The organism is Roseovarius sp. MMSF_3350, assembly GCF_030733425.1.
In the GTDB taxonomy this organism is placed as follows: Bacteria; Pseudomonadota; Alphaproteobacteria; order Rhodobacterales; family Rhodobacteraceae; genus Roseovarius.
Genome location: NZ_JASHIZ010000001.1, coordinates 76,988 through 93,621, shown reverse-complemented (window position 1 = coordinate 93,621; position 16,634 = coordinate 76,988). Strand labels below are relative to the sequence as shown.

Annotated in this window: 13 protein-coding genes; 5 read left to right on the top strand and 8 right to left on the bottom strand. The window is 63.7% G+C overall.

The features are described 5' to 3' along the window. Window positions 1-76 precede the first annotated feature (76 nt). On the top strand, window positions 77-835 hold the full coding sequence (gene radC, locus RBB31_RS00450) for a DNA repair protein RadC (RefSeq protein ID WP_306127291.1): 759 nt from the start codon (window positions 77-79) through the stop codon (window positions 833-835). Between the two features lie 3 nt (window positions 836-838). On the opposite strand, the gene RBB31_RS00445 is transcribed toward radC, so the two are convergent. From RBB31_RS00445 to secA, 3 genes are all read right to left on the bottom strand, one after another. Beyond that, on the bottom strand, window positions 839-2,398 hold the full coding sequence (locus RBB31_RS00445; protein WP_306127290.1) for a phosphate ABC transporter substrate-binding/OmpA family protein: 1,560 nt from the start codon (window positions 2,396-2,398) through the stop codon (window positions 839-841). 22 nt (window positions 2,399-2,420) lie between these two features. After that, window positions 2,421-3,626 carry a hypothetical protein gene (locus tag RBB31_RS00440; protein WP_306127289.1) on the bottom strand — a complete coding sequence of 402 codons (1,206 nt, stop codon included), beginning with the start codon at window positions 3,624-3,626 and terminating at the stop codon, window positions 2,421-2,423. 109 nt (window positions 3,627-3,735) lie between these two features. After that, complete coding sequence (secA, locus tag RBB31_RS00435) at window positions 3,736-6,456, bottom strand: preprotein translocase subunit SecA (protein WP_306127288.1); 2,721 nt, start codon at window positions 6,454-6,456, stop codon at window positions 3,736-3,738. Window positions 6,457-6,641: 185 nt separating this feature from the next. Between secA and RBB31_RS00430 the strand changes: the two genes are divergently transcribed. From RBB31_RS00430 to RBB31_RS00420, 3 genes are read left to right on the top strand one after another with little or no spacing between them, the layout of a single operon-like run. After that, the gene (locus tag RBB31_RS00430; protein ID WP_306127287.1) at window positions 6,642-7,526 is read left to right on the top strand and encodes a peptidylprolyl isomerase; all 885 of its coding nucleotides are present in this window, start codon (window positions 6,642-6,644) and stop codon (window positions 7,524-7,526) included. 2 nt (window positions 7,527-7,528) lie between these two features. Next, window positions 7,529-8,758 carry a bifunctional glutamate N-acetyltransferase/amino-acid acetyltransferase ArgJ gene (gene argJ / locus RBB31_RS00425; protein WP_306127286.1) on the top strand — a complete coding sequence of 410 codons (1,230 nt, stop codon included), beginning with the start codon at window positions 7,529-7,531 and terminating at the stop codon, window positions 8,756-8,758. A gap of 55 nt (window positions 8,759-8,813) precedes the next feature. Next, a complete protein-coding gene (locus RBB31_RS00420; protein ID WP_306127285.1) occupies window positions 8,814-9,212 on the top strand; it encodes a (deoxy)nucleoside triphosphate pyrophosphohydrolase in 399 nt (132 codons plus the stop codon). 119 nt (window positions 9,213-9,331) lie between these two features. Here RBB31_RS00420 and infB read toward each other — a convergent pair whose 3' ends face one another. The 5 genes from infB to pip form a co-directional block, all read right to left on the bottom strand. After that, window positions 9,332-11,827, bottom strand: a complete 2,496-nt coding sequence (gene infB / locus RBB31_RS00415) for a translation initiation factor IF-2 (protein ID WP_306127284.1) — start codon at window positions 11,825-11,827, stop codon at window positions 9,332-9,334. 5 nt (window positions 11,828-11,832) lie between these two features. Next, the gene (locus tag RBB31_RS00410) at window positions 11,833-12,456 is read right to left on the bottom strand and encodes an RNA-binding protein (RefSeq protein ID WP_306127283.1); all 624 of its coding nucleotides are present in this window, start codon (window positions 12,454-12,456) and stop codon (window positions 11,833-11,835) included. 25 nt (window positions 12,457-12,481) lie between these two features. Continuing rightward, window positions 12,482-14,107, bottom strand: a complete 1,626-nt coding sequence (gene nusA, locus RBB31_RS00405; RefSeq protein WP_306127282.1) for a transcription termination factor NusA — start codon at window positions 14,105-14,107, stop codon at window positions 12,482-12,484. A gap of 4 nt (window positions 14,108-14,111) precedes the next feature. Next, on the bottom strand, window positions 14,112-14,684 hold the full coding sequence (gene rimP, locus RBB31_RS00400) for a ribosome maturation factor RimP (protein ID WP_306127281.1): 573 nt from the start codon (window positions 14,682-14,684) through the stop codon (window positions 14,112-14,114). Between the two features lie 177 nt (window positions 14,685-14,861). Then, the gene (gene pip / locus RBB31_RS00395) at window positions 14,862-15,836 is read right to left on the bottom strand and encodes a prolyl aminopeptidase (protein WP_306127280.1); all 975 of its coding nucleotides are present in this window, start codon (window positions 15,834-15,836) and stop codon (window positions 14,862-14,864) included. A gap of 36 nt (window positions 15,837-15,872) precedes the next feature. Here pip and ubiG point away from each other — a divergent pair, with 36 nt between their 5' ends. Beyond that, window positions 15,873-16,634, top strand: coding sequence for a bifunctional 2-polyprenyl-6-hydroxyphenol methylase/3-demethylubiquinol 3-O-methyltransferase UbiG (ubiG, locus tag RBB31_RS00390; protein WP_371931275.1), 762 nt, complete (start codon window positions 15,873-15,875; stop codon window positions 16,632-16,634).

The window sequence follows — 16,634 nt, the reverse complement described above, 5'->3', positions numbered from 1 at the left end:
CCCGCCCCGGGCCCGACCCGGGGCCTCTCTTCCGACATTAACCATTCACTAACCTTCCCGCGCCACTGTCAGGCGCATGTCCGACTCGCGCGCCTTCAAGGAAATGACCCTGCCGCTCTTTGACAGCGACGAGGTTGTTGTTCCCGCCGGGTCGGGCAAGCAACCCTCCTACATCCGCGACCACCGCAAGCGCCTGCGCGACCGCTTCATGTCCGGCGGCGCCGATGCGCTGCCCGATTACGAGATGCTGGAACTCGTCCTGTTCCGCGCTATTCCCCGGCGCGACGTCAAACCGCTGGCCCATGTCCTGCTCGACCGGTTCGGCAGTTTCAACGCCGTGATCTCCGCCCCCTTCGACCAGCTCGAAACCGTGCCCGGCGTGGGCGAAACCGTAATTTGCGAGCTCAAGATCGTCGAGGCTGCCGCCCATCGCCTTGCCCGTTCCCGCGTGGCCCAGCGGCCCATCGTCTCCAGCTGGGACGCCCTGCTGGAATATTGTCACACAGCCATGGCGCACCGGGATATCGAACAATTCCGCATCTTCTATCTCGACCGTCGCAACACCCTCATCGCGGACGAGGAACAGGCGCGCGGCACCGTGGATCACGTGCCGGTCTACCCCCGCGAGGTGGTCAAACGCGCGCTGCATCTTAACGCCAGCGCGCTGATCCTCGTGCACAATCACCCCTCGGGCGATCCCACGCCGTCCCAGTCCGATATCGACATGACGCGCCAGATCGAAACCGCGGCAAACGCGCTGGGCATCACGCTGCACGATCACATCATCATCGGGAAATCCTGCGAGACGAGTTTTCGCAGCGAAGGCCTGATATAGACCCTATCGCACCCACACCTCGACCCGCCGGTTGATCTGCCGGCCCCATCCGGTGCCATCGCACGCCATCGGCATCGCCTCGCCAAAGGCTTCCAGTTCCATGCCGATCCGGTCCATGTTCGCCGTCTCCGCCGCCGCGATCACGGCACTCCGCACCGCCTCGGCCCGGCGTAGGGCGATCCGCCGGTTGTTCTCGGCCGGGCCCGCCCCGTCGCTGAACCCCACGAAGATCAACCGCCGCGCGTCATATTTGCCGACCTCCATCGCCCGCGCCAATTGCGCCACGTTAGACCGAGACTGCGCGTCCAGCCGTGCCGACCCGGCCTCGAAGCGGAACGTGGTGGTCAGCCGCTTGAGCGGCGTCAACGCCGCCACCATCCGTTGCAATTCCTCCAACCCCACCTCCTCGCCCGCCTGGGCGATCGCGTTGGCAAAGCGGTCACCCTGCTCGTCGATCCCGATTTCCTCGGGCGCCTGATCGACGAAACCGGCCCGCCGGATCACCAGTTGCGCCGACGGGTCCTTCAGATAGGCAAGGAAATCCCGTCCCAGCTTGGGCAATCGCCGCGCGGGCAGGTACAGGAACATCGGCGCCGTCAGGGGGTAATCCTCTGTCTTGACCCCCCGCCGCGTGGCGCGCAGGGCAAACCCGCATTCCCCGCTCAACGCCAGAACCTGCGTGTTTCCCGTCTCCGCCCGCGCCGTCAGGCCCAGCGCAAAGGGGTCGTTCGCCACCGCATCGGCCAGCGACACGCCCTCCGCGTGCCGCATCACAGTCTCGGCGAAACTGGCGCCCGCCGGACGCAGCACCAGATCCTCGCTGGCCTGTCCCAGCCCGGACCGCGCCTCAAACATATGCACCGCGATCGGCGCGTCCGGCCCACCAAGCACGTTCCAATTGTCTATCTTGCCCGACAGAACCTCGGCCAGTTGCGTCAAGGTCACCTGGTCCACCGGGTTGGACGGTGCGACCACCGGCACCAGCGCCTCGAGCGCCATGACGCGGCCACGCCCCTTTGCCGACATGTCGCCCAGCGCCGCGTCCTTCCCCAGACGCACCTCTCGCGGACGGATCTCTCGCATCGACATGGCAATGTCCGCCACGTCCGCGATCAGGTCGGCAAAGCCTTCGTCGGAATTCGTCAGCCTGAACAGAAACTCGCCCACGACTCGACCCTCGCCGGGGTCATGGATCGACAACAGAACGCTGCCATCCTCCAGCGTGTCGCGCGCCATGTCATAGCCTTCGCGTATCGCGAACGCCTCGACCAGCGCGGGCATCAACAACCGCCCGATGGTCGGCGCCCCCGAAAACACCACTTCGGCCACATAGGTATCCAGGTTGGGGCACCCCGGCCCGGCGCAATCCACACCCGAGCCATCCACCGTCAGCTCGCCATAGATCGTCTCGACCCGGTAGAATTCGCCATCGAATCCCAGCAGGTCACCGGAAATCTCCACGTTCCCGTCCCGCGACGTCAGCGTCACGTCCTGCGCCCCTGCCGGAAAAGCGCCCGCAAAAAGAAAAGGTGCGGCGAAAGCCGCCGCACGTAGCATTTTCATGGATGCCCTCTGATCGCAGCGTTCAGTTGCGCGCGATCTTCAGGTCTTCGTACAGGTTTTTCAACACCAGAAAGTCACCGACGGCGTCGCACTCCGGGATCGCCATCGTCAGGTCCCGGGCCGAGATCTCGCCGGCCCCGGGCTTGATCAGTGTCTGTGCCTCGATATCACGACCACAATTCGCGGCGTTGATTTCGGTTTCGAGACTGACCTGCACCTCACCGTCGCGCACAGCGTCCCGGCTCGGGAACGTATAGACCTCCGCCATCAGGGTCGTCTCCTCGATCACCCCGTGGCCAAGGCGCAGAAGAAACCCGCCCTCGCCGCTCGCCGCGCTGGCCGCATCACGCGCGGCATCGTACCAGACGTGGCCCTGCTCGCCATAATCCGCGCCATACTCCATGGCATGAAGCTCCATCCCGCTGCGGCCCTGCCATTGCACGACGTAACGGTCGTAATAATCCAGCGTGTCGACAACCGCGTTCGCCACCGCACCCTCGCTGTTGTCGAAAGCCGCGATGAATACCGCGTTCTGTGCCAGTGCCGGCACCTGCATAGACCATGTGCCGTCGACACCGGTAATCGCGCTGAACATCATTCCGTTGTGGTGCAGGGTGAACTGCGTGTCCGCCTGGCACGGTGCTGTCAGATCCAGCTGAACCATTGCCGCGGCGGCGGGGCGCGCCGTCATCTCGATCTCACCATGACAGGCGGCAAGGGCCGGTGCCTTTTCTTCCCGCGGAAGCGATTGGATTGGCGCATCTTGTAACGCGGCCAGATGCAGCGGCGCGGCGGGCAACGCCTCGGGCTGCGGCGCGGTGGCCGGCGGAACCGGTTCGGCCGATGTCAGGGTGACGCGTTTGATCTCAAGGCCCTCGGCCTCGAAGCTCTGCTCGCTCGTCACCGCAGTTCCTTGAAACAGCTGCTCTTTTCCGGGGTCAGCGGCAAACTCGAGCGTGTCGTGCGCCCCGGTCTCGGCGGTATCGCCGATCTCTTGATCGGCCGGAGTCATAGCAGGCGCCTGCGCGGCCGCCTCCCGTTGAGGTTGCGGAGCTTCCTCGACAAAGGCCTGCGCGAACGCCTTGGCGGACGTGACCGTGACTTCGGGCTTCTTCTTCGGCATCACGCCGCGGTCGGGGCCCGACTGCATGATGTATCCGATGCCAAGGGCGCAACACAGGGTCACACCGGCCATGACGATACGTTTCGGATTGCCTAACTTGATCATCACGATCTCCCACACCTGCCATAGGTCGAGAGAGTGCTACCTGGCGAAAGTGGCTCCTTGAGGGCAGCCTGAGGGTGTCATTTGGGCCGGATTGTGACGTGCCGGGGCGTCAGCCAAGCCGCCCATGGCAATGCTTGAATTTCTTGCCCGATCCGCACGGGCAGGCCTCGTTCCGGCCGGGATTGCCCCAGGTCGTCGGATCGTTCTCGTCGAAACCTGGCAAAGCCGCGCCCTTGGGCTCATCCAGCGTCACTGCGCCGGGTTCGCGCTCTTCGGTCTGGGCGGGCTTGGGCGTCGCCGCGGCCTGTTTCGCCTGCAGGTCGCGCAGCATCTGCTGCTGCTCTTCTTCGGTCATCGGACGGATCCGGGCCAGCTGCTGCGTCACGTCCTGCCGCAGACTGTCCAGCATCGATTCGAACAGCTGGAACGCCTCGTTCTTGTACTCGTTCAGAGGATCGCGCTGCGCATAGCCGCGAAAGCCCACGACGCTGCGCAGGTGTTCCAGCGTCAGAAGGTGCTCGCGCCATTTGCTGTCGATGGTCTGAAGCAGAACCTGCTTCTCGATCATCCGCATCTGTTCCGGGCCGAACGCCTTGGTCTTTTCGGCCATCATCTCTTCGGCGGCCTCTTCCAGGCGGTCGGCGACCTCGTCGTCGTCCACGCCTTCCTCGTCGCCCCAGGCCATCACCGGCACATCCAGGTTCAGCCGCTCGATCACGGCGGCATAGAGCCCTTCCATGTCCCATTGGTCGGCATAGGTCTTGGGCGGCATGTACTGGTCGATCAGGTCGTCGATCACCTCGCCGCGCATGTCCTTGATGATCTCCGACAGGTCCGTGGCTTCCATGATATCGAGCCTCTGGCGGAAGATCACCTTGCGCTGCTCGTTCATCACGTCGTCGAATTTCAGCAGCTGCTTGCGGATGTCGAAGTTGCGCCCCTCGACCTTCGCCTGCGCGCGTTCCAGGCTCTTGTTCACCCACGGGTGGATGATCGCTTCGCCTTCCTTCATGCCCAGGGTCGACAGCACCTTTTCCAGCCGTTCAGAGCCGAAAATGCGCATCAGGTCGTCATCGAGGCTCAGGAAGAACGCCGACCGCCCCGGGTCGCCCTGGCGGCCCGACCGGCCGCGCAGCTGGTTGTCGATCCGGCGGCTTTCGTGGCGTTCCGTGGCCAGCACGAACAGGCCACCGGCATCGATCACCGCCTGTTCGTCATCCTTGTGCCCTGCTTCCAGCCGCTTGCGCAGCTCTTCCGGGTCCGCGTCCGGGTCGGCGGCAATGGCCTCCATGATCTTGAAATCAAGGTTCCCGCCCAGCTTGATGTCGGTGCCGCGCCCGGCCATGTTGGTGGCGATGGTCACAGCATTCAGCTTGCCCGCATCCGCGACGATCTGCGCTTCCTGCTCGTGCTGGCGCGCGTTCAGCACGTTGTGCTTCACCCCCGCCTTCTTCAGCAGCTCGCTCAGCATCTCGGATTTCTCGATCGAGGTCGTGCCGACAAGGATCGGCTGACCCTTTTCGTGCGCTTCCTTGATGGAGGCGACGATCGCATCGAATTTTTCCTGCGCGGTCCGATAGACGGCATCGTCCTCGTCGACCCGCGCAATCGGCTTGTTCGTTGGAACCTCGACCACGCCCAGCCCGTAGATCTGCGCGAATTCCTCGGCCTCGGTCGCGGCGGTGCCGGTCATGCCCGACAGCTTGTCGTAAAGGCGGAAATAGTTCTGGAACGTCACCTGCGCCAGTGTCACGTTCTCGGGCTTGATGTCACAGCCTTCCTTGGCCTCGATCGCCTGGTGCAGACCGTCCGACAACCGCCGTCCGGCCATCATCCGGCCGGTGAATTCGTCGATCAGCACGACCTCGTTGTCGCGCACGATATAGTCTCTGTCCTTGAGGAAAAGCTTGTGCGCCCGCAGGCCCTGGTTCATGTGGTGCACGATGGTCGTGCTTTCGGGGTCGTAAAGCGACTGCCCTTCCTCCAGCAGACCTTTCTGATGCAGAAGCTCTTCAAGATACTCGTTGCCCTCGTCGGTGAAGGTGACGTTCTTGGTCTTCTCGTCGATCTTGTAATGGTCTTCTTCCAGGCTCGGGATCAACCCGTCGACCGTCACGTACAGCTCGCTGCGGTCCTGCGCCGGGCCCGAGATGATCAGCGGCGTCCGCGCCTCGTCGATCAGGATGCTGTCCACCTCGTCGACGATGGCGAAATAATGCCCGCGCTGCGCCATCTCCTCGAGGCTCGATTTCATGTTGTCGCGCAAATAATCGAAGCCAAGCTCGTTGTTGGTGGCATAGGTGATGTCGGCGGCATAGGCGCCTTTCTTCTCGTCATCCGGCTGCTGCGGATAGACCACGCCCGTGGTCATCCCCAGTGCGGAAAAGACGTTGCCCATCCACTCGGCATCCCGCTTGGCAAGGTAGTCGTTGACCGTGACGATATGCACGCCCTTGCCCGTCAGCGCATTCAGGTAGGCGGGAAAGGTCGCCACGAGGGTCTTGCCCTCGCCCGTCTTCATTTCCGAGATATTGCCCTGGTGCAGGAAAATCCCGCCCATCAACTGCACGTCAAAGGCCCGCAGGCCCAGCGTCCGGCGCGCCGCCTCGCGGCAGTTGGCAAAGGCTTCGGGCAGGATCGCGTCCAGCTTCTCGCCATCCGCGACACGTTGTTTGAATTCCTGGGTCTTGGCGATCAGCCCGGCGTCGTCCAGCGCCTCGTACTCGGGCTCCAGCGCGTTGATCTTCTCCACCAGCGGGCGGGTCGTCTTGACCTTGCGGTCGTTCGGGGTGCCAAAGATCTTTTTGGCAACCGTTCCAATACCCAGCATATCCTATCCGTTCCGGTCTTTCGCTATCTCGTGAATGGCAATCGCTTGCCCCGTCCGCCGCACCGCCCTAGAACGGGCCCAAGGGGACGGCCCTGCCTTTGATCATAAGGCGATGTAAGGGGCCGCTCATGGACTGTCAACGTCACAACGCGCCGCTGCCGGCGCGAGAAAGCAAAGGGTTTTCCATGTCACATGCGATCAAATCGATCCTCGCCGCCACCTGTACCGCCGCGATGCTGGCCCAGGGAGCGTGGGCGCAGGAAACCGCCCAAACAGAGCCTGACGCGGCGCCTGCCGCCGATCCGTCGCAGGTCGTCGCAACCGTCAACGGCACCGAAATCACGCTGGCCCATGTCATCGCGCTCCGTGCCACCCTGCCGCAGCAATACGACCAGTTCCCGCCCAACATGCTTTTGCAGGGCATCGTCGACCAACTCATCCAGCACACCCTGCTGAAACAGTCTCTGGAGGGCGAGCCGTCCCTGCGCAGCCGCGTCTCGATCGAGAACGAGGAACGCGCCATCATCGCGGGCGAGGTCATGGCCGGTGTGATCGAGCAGGCTCCGTCAGATGAGGACCTGCAAGCCGCTTACGACGAACAGTACCCCGCCGACGTTCAGGAAACCGAGTATCGCGCCTCGCATATCCTCGTCGAAACCGAGGAGGAGGCGCAGGAAGTGGTAACCGCCCTCGAAGGCGACGCCGATTTCGCCGCTTTGGCCCGCGAAAGATCCACCGGTCCTTCTGGTGCGTCGGGCGGTGATCTCGGCTGGTTCGGTGCCGGCGACATGGTCGCGCCCTTCTTCGATGCCGTCGCGGCGCTCGAACCCGGCGAGGTTTCCGATCCCGTCGAAACCCAGTTCGGCTGGCATGTCATCACCCTGGCCGAGACCCGCAACAAGGAGCGCCCCGCGCTCGACACCGTGCGCGAAGAGTTGACCTCGCAGCTTCAGCAAGGCGCGCTCCAATCCTTTATCGAGGGCCTGAAATCCGACGCCGAGATCGACCAGGTCGACCTTGAAGAGATCGACCCCAACGTCATCACCGATCTCGAACTTCTGGAGAACTGACAATGGCCAAGACCCTCGCCGTTTCGCCACTGGCGCCTGCCGCGTTTCCGGATCTTCCCGCCATAGGCGGCGTGGAATTCGCCAGCGTCGAGGCCGGCGTGCGCTATGCCGGCCGCAAGGACGTGATGCTGGCACGGCTGGCCCCCGGAACGGCTATGGCGGGGGTCTTCACCCGGTCCGCGACGCGCTCCGCCGCGGTGCTTGACTGCCAGGAAAAGATCGCCTTCCAGTCCGCAGAGGGGGCCGCGATCATCGTCAATTCCGGCAATTCCAACGCCTTCACCGGGCGCAACGGGGTCGAGGCCGTCAAGGCGGTGACAAATGCGGTGGCAAAGACTCTAACCCTGCCGGAATCGCGTATTTTCACTTCCTCCACGGGTGTCATCGGCGAGCCTTTGAAGCACGAGCGCATCACCGCGAAACTTTCCGAACTCGCAGGCACGCTCTCATCCGACGGGATCGAGGACGCCGCCCGTGCGATCATGACGACCGACACCTTTCCCAAGGGCGCCACCGCCACGATCACGATCGACGGGCAGGAAGTGCGCATCGCCGGCATCGCCAAGGGTTCTGGTATGATTGCGCCCGACATGGCGACCATGCTTGTCTACATCTTCACCGATGCCGCCATTACGCGCGAGCATCTGCAACAGATGGTCTCGGCGCTGAACGAAAAGACCTTCAACTGCATCACTGTCGACAGCGACACCTCCACCTCCGACACGTTGCTGGTCGCTGCAACCGGCGCGTCGGGCGTGCGCGTCACCGATCAAAGCGTCGGCTTCATGGAAGCGTTGCGTGGCGTTATGCTCGACCTCGCCCATCAGGTCGTTCGCGACGGCGAGGGCGCCACCAAATTCGTCACCATCTCCGTCACCGGCGCCTCCAGCGACAAGGACGCCAAGACCCACGGTCTGGCCATCGCCAACTCGCCCTTGGTCAAGACCGCCATCGCCGGAGAGGACCCCAACTGGGGCCGCATCGTCATGGCCATCGGCAAGTCCGGCGCCCCGGCGGATCGCGACACGCTCTCGATCTGGTTCGGCGACACGCTCGTGGCCGAAAAAGGCTGGGTTAGTCCCGCATACCGCGAGGAAGACGGCGCCGCCCACATGAAGAACCAGGAGATCACGATCCATGTCGATCTCGGCCTTGGCGGCGGCACGGCCCATGTGTGGACCTGCGACCTGACGCATGGTTACATCTCGATCAATGCCGACTACAGGTCATGAAACCGAAGCAATCACAGGAAAAGTGGTCTCCGGGTTTCCAACCGGGATTGCGACAATGAAAACTGTTCTGGTCTCTGCCGTCGCCCTGATCGACGTCGACGGCCGCATCCTGCTGGCGCAACGCCCCGAGGGCAAACCCATGGCCGGCCTCTGGGAATTCCCCGGCGGCAAGGTCGAACCGGGCGAGACACCCGAGGTCGCGCTCATCCGCGAGTTGGAAGAAGAGCTTGGTATCAACACGTGGAAAAGCTGCCTCGCCCCGCTGACTTTCGCCAGCCACAGCTACGACGACTTTCACCTGCTGATGCCTCTCTTTGCCTGCCGCAAATGGGAAGGCGCGCCGCAATCCCGTGAAGAACAGGCCCTGAAATGGGTCCGCCCCAACGCCCTGCGCGACTATCCCATGCCGCCCGCGGACGTGCCGCTCATCCCGATCCTCCGCGACTGGCTCTGATCTCCGCAAAAGCTTTCTGAAAGCTTTTGCCAAGTCTTTTCAGAAAAGACTTGGGTCCAGCACACGAAAAAGGGCGACCCAAAAGGCCGCCCTTTTCCGAAAACAGTCTCTGACAAGGCTTAATCGAGGTTCCGCTCGACTTCCTCGCGCTCGAAAATCTCGATCACGTCGCCTTGGCGGATATCGTCGTAATTCTCGAACGCCATGCCGCATTCCTGGCCCGATTGCACCTCCGACACTTCATCCTTGAAGCGCTTCAGCGTCTTCAGCGTGCCTTCGTGGATCACCACGTCATCGCGCAGCAGGCGCACACCGGCCGACCGGCGGGCAACGCCCTCGGTGACCAGGCAGCCGGCAACCTTGCCGACACCCGTGACCTTGAAGACTTCCCGGATCTCGGCATAGCCGATGAAGTTCTCGCGGATTTCCGCGCCCAGCAGACCGCTCGCAGCTGCCTTCACGTCATCCACGAGGTCATAGATCACGCTGTAATAGCGGATCTCGACACCCTTCTGGTTGGCACTGTTCCGCGCCGGCGCATTGGCCCGCACGTTGAAGCCAATCACGGGCGCACCCGACGCTTCGGCCAAGCCGATATCGGATTCCGTGATCGCGCCGACGCCCGAGTGCAGCACGCGCACGCGCACTTCCTCGTTGCCGATCTTCTCCATCGCCTGAACGATCGCCTCTGCAGAACCCTGAACGTCGGCCTTCACCAGAATCGGCAGCTCCTTGACGTTCTCGTTCTCCTTGGCCTGCGCCAGAAGCTGTTCCAGCGTGGTCCCTGCGCCGGCAGCGGCACGTTTTTCCTTCGCGGCCTTCTCGCGGTACTCTGCGATCTCGCGGGCCTGGCCCTCGGATTTCACCACGTTCAGGACATCGCCCGCCTCTGGTGTGCCGTTGAGGCCCAGAACCTCTACGGGTACCGACGGCCCGGCTTCCTGTACACGCTCGCCCCGGTCGTTGATCAGCGCACGGACTTTCCCGTACTGCTCGCCCACAACGAAGATATCGCCCTGTTTCAGCGTCCCGCGCTGCACCAGAACGGTCGCCACGGGGCCGCGTCCCACATCCAGCTGCGCCTCGATCACGGCACCCTCGGCGGCGCGATTCGGGTTCGCCTTCAGCTCCAGGATCTCGGCCTGAAGCGCGATGGCTTCCAGCAGTTCATCAAGGCCCTGACCCGTCTGGGCCGACACCTCGACATCCTGCACGTCACCCGACATCGCCTCGACGATCACCTCGTGCTGCAGCAACTCGGTGCGCACCTTGTCAGGGTTCGCCTCGTGCTTGTCCATCTTGTTGATCGCTACGATCATCGGCACCTTGGCGGCCTTGGCGTGATTGATCGCCTCGATGGTCTGCGGCATCACCGAATCGTCGGCGGCCACCACCAGGACCACGATATCGGTCACCTGCGCGCCACGCGCCCGCATGCTGGTGAACGCAGCGTGACCCGGCGTATCGAGGAAGCTCAGCGTCGAGCCGCTGTCGGTCGTCACCTGGTAGGCACCGATATGCTGGGTGATGCCCCCGGCCTCGCCGGCAACCACCTTTGCGTCGCGAATGGCGTCCAGAAGCGATGTCTTGCCGTGGTCCACGTGACCCATGATCGTGATCACCGGCGGACGCGGTTGCAGGTCTGCATCCTTGTCCTCGACCGAATCGATCACATCCTCGACATCCGAATCACTGACCCGCACGATGCGGTGACCGAATTCCTCGACGATAAGCTCGGCGGTGTCGGCGTCGATCGACTGGTTCTGCGTGACCATCATGCCGTTGTTCATCAGCGCTTTCACCACGTCGCCCACGCGCTCTGCCATCCGGTTGGCCAGCTCGCTGACCACGATCGCCTCGGGCACCTGCACGTCACGCACGACCTTTTCACGCTCCTGCGCGCCGCCCATCGCCTTTTGCCGGGCGCGTTCCTGCTTGCGCTTCATGGCAGCCATGGATTTCTGCCGACCACCTTCGCCACCCGACAGCGCCTGGTTCAGCGTCAGCTTGCCGGACCGGCGGCCACCATCGTCGCGGCCCTTGCCACGGCCCCGGCCATCGTCGCCGCGCTGGTCGCGCTCGGGCGCCTTGCCGCGCGGTGCCTGCTTGGGCTGGCGGGTCTGCTGGTCTTCGACCGGAGGAGCAGCGGCAGCGGCAGCGGCCTGCTTGGCGGCATCTGCCTCCTCGCGCTTCTTGCGCTCTTCCTCGTCGGCCTTCGCCCTGGCACGTTCCTCGGCCTCGCGCTGTTCACGCTCCTTGGCCTCGGCTTCCTCGCGTCTGCGCTGCTTTTCTTCCTCGCGTTCGCGGGCTTCCGCCTCGCGCTGCGCGGCCTCTTCCGACTCGCGTTCCTTCGCGGCGGCAAGCGCCTTCATCCGGCGTTCCATCTCCTCATCGGAGATCCCGGCAGGGCGTTTCGATCCCGCGCCCGGCGTACCCGGCTTGGCACCACCCGGCGACGGCGCCGCGGCTCCCGGCTTGGGTTTCACGATGCGCTTGCGCTTGGTTTCCACCACGACGTTCTTGGTGCGGCCATGGCTGAAGCTCTGCTTCACGTTCCCCGACCGAGGACCGCCACCACGTACACCCAGAGTTTTCTTTCCGTCGTTGTCGCTCATCTATCTCAACTTCCTTTCCGGCGGGGTCGGTCCCCGTCCGTGACGCGCAAGCCCTTGAGTCTTGCCGCCTCCTCTACAACACGTTCGCACAAACCGCCAGCAGCGAGTGCGGCATGGATGCTTGTTTCACGCCCGAAGGCCTGGCCCAGCTCATCCGCGGTCACCCAGCCGATCCAGCTGCCGCCATAGGGCGTGCTCAGTTTCGTCTTCCCGCGCGCGGACCCGTCGCTGGCCTGGATCAGAACCTCGGCCTCTTCCTTGGCCAGCCAGTCCTTGACCTTCTCGTATCCGGCCACCGCCTGCCCGCCCTTGCGCGCCAGGCTCAGCAGTTCCACGACCCGCCGCGCCAGCATTGCCTCGACCTGGTCGACCAGATCCTCGGGCACCGTGACGCTCTGCTTGGCGCTGCGCGAAAACAGCCCTTTCTTCACGGCCGTTTCCAGCGCCTGCCGCGTCGAGCTTACCCAGATGCCCCGGCCCGGCAGCTTCTCCAGGATATCCGGCACCACCTGCCCCTCGGGACCGATGGCAAACCGGATCAATCCATGCTTCGGACGCACCTCGCCCGTTGCAATACACTTGCGCTCGGGACCATTCGTCCGGTCCTTGGGCTGCCCACCGCGCCCCATATCAGCGCCTACGAGGCCTGACGCATCAGGCCCCGGCCTCCTTGAAAGTTTCGCTTTCGGCGTCGGCATCTTCGTCGGCCTCGGCTTCCAGATCCGCCGGATCGACCCAGCCCAGCATGACCCGCGCGGTCATTACCAGGTCCTGCGCCTCTTCCAGCGACACTTCGAAAGGTTCCAGAACGCCATCGTCCTTGACGCGCTCACCGTCCACGGTGGTCCAGCCCCCCGCCAGTTCCCAGTCTGCGCAGGTGGCAAAGTCTTCCAGCGTCTTCACGCCATCCTCGGCCAGTGCCTGTACCATCTGGGGTGTCAGGCCCTCGAATTCAATAAGACTGTCCTCAGCGCCCAGCGCACGGGCCTTCTCCAGCGCTTCCTTGGCCTGTGCTTCCAGAACGTCACGGGCGCGCGCCTGCAATTCGTTGGCGGTGTCCTCGTCCACGCCGTCGATCACCAGCAGCTCGTCGATCTCGACATAGGCGACCTCGTCGAGGTTGGTGAAGCCTTCCGACACCAGCAGTTGCGCAAAGAACTCGTCCAGGTCCAGCGTGTCCATGAACAGCTTGGTACGCTCTTCGAATTCCTTCTGACGGCGTTCGCTGTCCTCGGCCTCGGTCATGATGTCGATGTCGAGGTTGGTCAGCTGGCTGGCCAGCCGCACGTTCTGACCGCGACGGCCAATCGCCAGCGAAAGCTGGTCCTCGGGCACCACGACCTCGATGCGCTCGGCTTCCTCGTCCAGAACCACCTTGCTCACCTCGGCGGGCTGCAGCGCGTTCACCAGGAAGGTCGGCTGGTCCTCGTTCCACGGTATGATGTCGATCTTCTCTCCCTGAAGCTCATTCACCACGGCCTGCACGCGGCTGCCGCGCATACCCACGCAGGCGCCCACCGGGTCGATCGAGTTGTCATAGGAAATCACCGCGATCTTGGCGCGGCTGCCCGGGTCACGGGCCACGGCCTTGATCTCGATGATGCCGTCATAGATCTCCGGCACTTCCATCTTGAACAGTTCGGCCATGAATTCCGGCGCGGTGCGGCTCAGGAAGATCTGCGGCCCACGGGCCTCGCGGCGCACATCCTTGATGTAGCACCGGATGCGGTCGTTCGGGCGATAGCTTTCGCGCCCGATCTTCTCGTTCCGGCGCAGGATGGCTTCGCCCGCACCCACGTCGACGATGACGTTGCCGTATTCCTCGCGCTTGACCACGCCGTTGATGATCGTGCCGGCACGATCCTTGAATTCCTCGTACTGGCGGTCACGCTCGGCCTCGCGCACCTTCTGCAGGATCACCTGCTTGGCGCTCTGCGCGGCGATCCGGCCCATGTCCACGGGGGGAACTTCCTCGACGAAGGTGTCGCCGACCTTGGGGTCGTCCAGGTACTGCTTGGCCTGCTCGACGGTGAACTCCGCCTGGTAGTTCTCCAGCTCCTCGTCCTCGACCACGGTGCGCACGCGGGTGAAGGTCGCCTTGCCGGTCTTGCGGTCGATGCTGACGCGAATGTCCATCTCGGCGCCGTACCGGCTCTTGGCCGCGCGCGAGAGGCTCTCTTCCATCGCCTCGATCACAAGGCCCGGGTCGATCATCTTCTCCCGAGCCACCGCCTCGGCGGTCTGCAAAAGCTCAAGCTGGTTGGCAGAGGTAATAGCCATTGTCTCAGGTCTCCTCGGACGAGTCAGTCTCTATGTCGTCAAAATTGTCTTCGTTCAGAACGCCCGCGTCCTTGCGTGCCTTCAGCATGTCCTTGATCAGCTCATCGGTCAGCACCAGCTTGGCATCGGCCAGCCAGTCGAAATGCAGCCCGATCGTGCCTTCCTCGACGTTGATCAGCACCTCGCCACCCTCGGTCCCGGCCAGAACGCCCTTGAACCGCTTGCGCCCGTCGATCAGCTCGTGGGTCTCCAGCTTCGCCTCGTAGCCCTCGAACTCGTCGAAATCCTTCAGCCGGGTCAGGGGCCGGTCGATGCCGGGGCTGGACACTTCCAGCGTGTACTCATCGACGATCGGGTCTTCCACATCCAGCACGGCGCTGACGGCGGTGGAAATCTCGGCGCATTCATCCACCTCGATGCCGCCCTCGGGCCGCTCGGCCATAATCTGCAACGTGGCGGTCTTGCCGCCCATCAGACGCACGCGCACCAGCTCGAACCCCATGTCCTCTATGACAGGGGTGACGATCTCGGCCAGTCGCCGATCCATCGAGGTTTTCGCAATCAGATCGTTGCTCATGGGTCTTTCAAACACAAAAAAACGGGCGCGCGGCCCGTCGATCTTTCCCGGTGGAGCGCCGGGTGTGGACCCCAGCGCGCCGCTGTTGAAAGGGCATATACGTCGTGATGGATGAGTCTGCAAGGGCTAAAGCCGGGACATACAGAAACTGCCTCCGGTATGCTCTCGATCAGGACCTTATCGCCCCGCCACCATCCGGTCCATGATCTTCACCAGCTCGGCGCTGATACCCGGCTCGGACAAGGCGTGCCCCGCCACGGGAATGATCCGCAGATCGGCTTTCGGCCACAGCCCCGCCAGCCGATGCGCCGCCTCGGGCGGGCAGATCATGTCGTACCGCCCCTGCACGATCACGCCGGGCGTCTCCGCCAGCTTGTCCATGTTGTCATAGATATAGCCGTCCTGCCCCAGGAAGCCGCCATGCCGGAAATAATGGTTCTCCAGCCGCGCGAACGCGCGGGCATAATCCGCCGGGCTGTCGCCGCTGTGACCGTTGGAATTGACCGTCGCCAGCGCATTCTCCCACGCGCTCCACGCCTTGGCGAACCGCACCTCCTCGGCCCGGTCGCCGGAAAACAACCGCTTGTTGTAGGCCCCGATCATGTCGTCTTGCTCGTCCTCGGGGATCAGCGCTCTGAACTTTGCCCAAGTCTCGGGCCAGAACCGCCCGGCACCGCCGCCATAGAACCAGTCCAGCTCCCGCTGCGTCATGGTAAAGACGCCGCGCAACACCAGATGCGCCACCGCCTCCGGATGGCTCTGACCATAGATCAGCGCCAGCGTCGCGCCCCAGCTTCCGCCAAAGACGATCCAGGTGTCGATGCCCAGCGCATCCCGAATTCGCTCGATATCCGCCACAAGGTGCCAGGTCGTGTTGTTCTCGACGCTCGCATGGGGCTTCGACCGGCCACAGCCGCGCTGGTCGAACAGCACGATCCGGTAATGGTTCGGATCGAAATACCGCCGCATCGCCGGGCTGCATCCGCCACCGGGCCCGCCATGCAGCACGACAACCGGCGTGCCCTCGGGGTTGCCCGATTGCTCGACATAGATCGTATGCCCGTCGCCCACGTCCATCATCCGCCGGTCGAACGGCTCGATCGACGGATAGAGGAACTGCGCTGCGCTCTTTTGGCTCGAAAACTTGTCCATGAATGCCCTATATAGACCGTCTGAGACATTGAGCACATGGAACGCGGAATGCAACCCAACTCGACCACGATCGACACCGAAGAAGTCGCCAAGTTCGAGGCGATGGCCGCCGAATGGTGGGATCCGAACGGCAAGTTCAAGCCGCTGCACATGCTCAATCCCTGTCGCTTGGATTACATCACGTCGCAGATCGCCGCCGAATTCGACAGCGACCTGAAAACGTCGAAACCCTTCACTGGCCTGCGGCTTCTGGATATCGGCTGCGGCGGCGGTCTGCTTGCCGAACCGATGGCCCGGCTTGGCGCGACGGTCGTCGGCGCCGACGCCGCAGCGGGCAACATCCCCGTGGCACAGGTCCACGCCGCACAATCCGGCCTCGACATCGACTACCGCAACACCACCGCCGAGGCGCTCGCCGCGGCGGGCGAACAGTTCGACATCGTCCTGAACATGGAAGTGGTCGAGCATGTGGCCGATCCCGCCACCTATCTCACCGCCTGCCAGCGCCTGCTCAAACCGGGCGGCCTCCATGTCTGCTCCACCCTCAACCGCACCGCCAAGAGCTTTGCTGCCGCCATTGTCGGGGCGGAGTTCATCATGCGCTGGCTGCCGAAAGGCACCCATGACTGGACCAAGTTCATTACCCCGGAAGAGCTGTACGGTCTTCTGCGCGACGCAGGCCTCGACCCGGTCGACCGCAAGGGGTTTGTCTTCAACCCGCTCAGTTGGTCCTGGGCCCTGTCGGATCGCGACCTGGCCGTGAACTACGTCACGACCAGCCTGAAACCCCAAGGGTAG

Coding starts and splice junctions, on each gene's coding strand:
- RBB31_RS00410 (WP_306127283.1), bottom strand. CDS start 12,456: ATGGGGCGCGGTGGGCAGCCCAAGGACCGGACGAATGGTCCCGAGCGC.
- nusA (WP_306127282.1), bottom strand. CDS start 14,107: ATGGCTATTACCTCTGCCAACCAGCTTGAGCTTTTGCAGACCGCCGAG.
- RBB31_RS00430 (WP_306127287.1), top strand. CDS start 6,642: ATGTCACATGCGATCAAATCGATCCTCGCCGCCACCTGTACCGCCGCG.
- radC (WP_306127291.1), top strand. CDS start 77: ATGTCCGACTCGCGCGCCTTCAAGGAAATGACCCTGCCGCTCTTTGAC.
- rimP (WP_306127281.1), bottom strand. CDS start 14,684: ATGAGCAACGATCTGATTGCGAAAACCTCGATGGATCGGCGACTGGCC.
- RBB31_RS00440 (WP_306127289.1), bottom strand. CDS start 3,626: ATGATCAAGTTAGGCAATCCGAAACGTATCGTCATGGCCGGTGTGACC.
- RBB31_RS00445 (WP_306127290.1), bottom strand. CDS start 2,398: ATGAAAATGCTACGTGCGGCGGCTTTCGCCGCACCTTTTCTTTTTGCG.
- RBB31_RS00420 (WP_306127285.1), top strand. CDS start 8,814: ATGAAAACTGTTCTGGTCTCTGCCGTCGCCCTGATCGACGTCGACGGC.
- pip (WP_306127280.1), bottom strand. CDS start 15,836: ATGGACAAGTTTTCGAGCCAAAAGAGCGCAGCGCAGTTCCTCTATCCG.
- ubiG (WP_371931275.1), top strand. CDS start 15,873: ATGGAACGCGGAATGCAACCCAACTCGACCACGATCGACACCGAAGAA.
- argJ (WP_306127286.1), top strand. CDS start 7,529: ATGGCCAAGACCCTCGCCGTTTCGCCACTGGCGCCTGCCGCGTTTCCG.
- secA (WP_306127288.1), bottom strand. CDS start 6,456: ATGCTGGGTATTGGAACGGTTGCCAAAAAGATCTTTGGCACCCCGAAC.
- infB (WP_306127284.1), bottom strand. CDS start 11,827: ATGAGCGACAACGACGGAAAGAAAACTCTGGGTGTACGTGGTGGCGGT.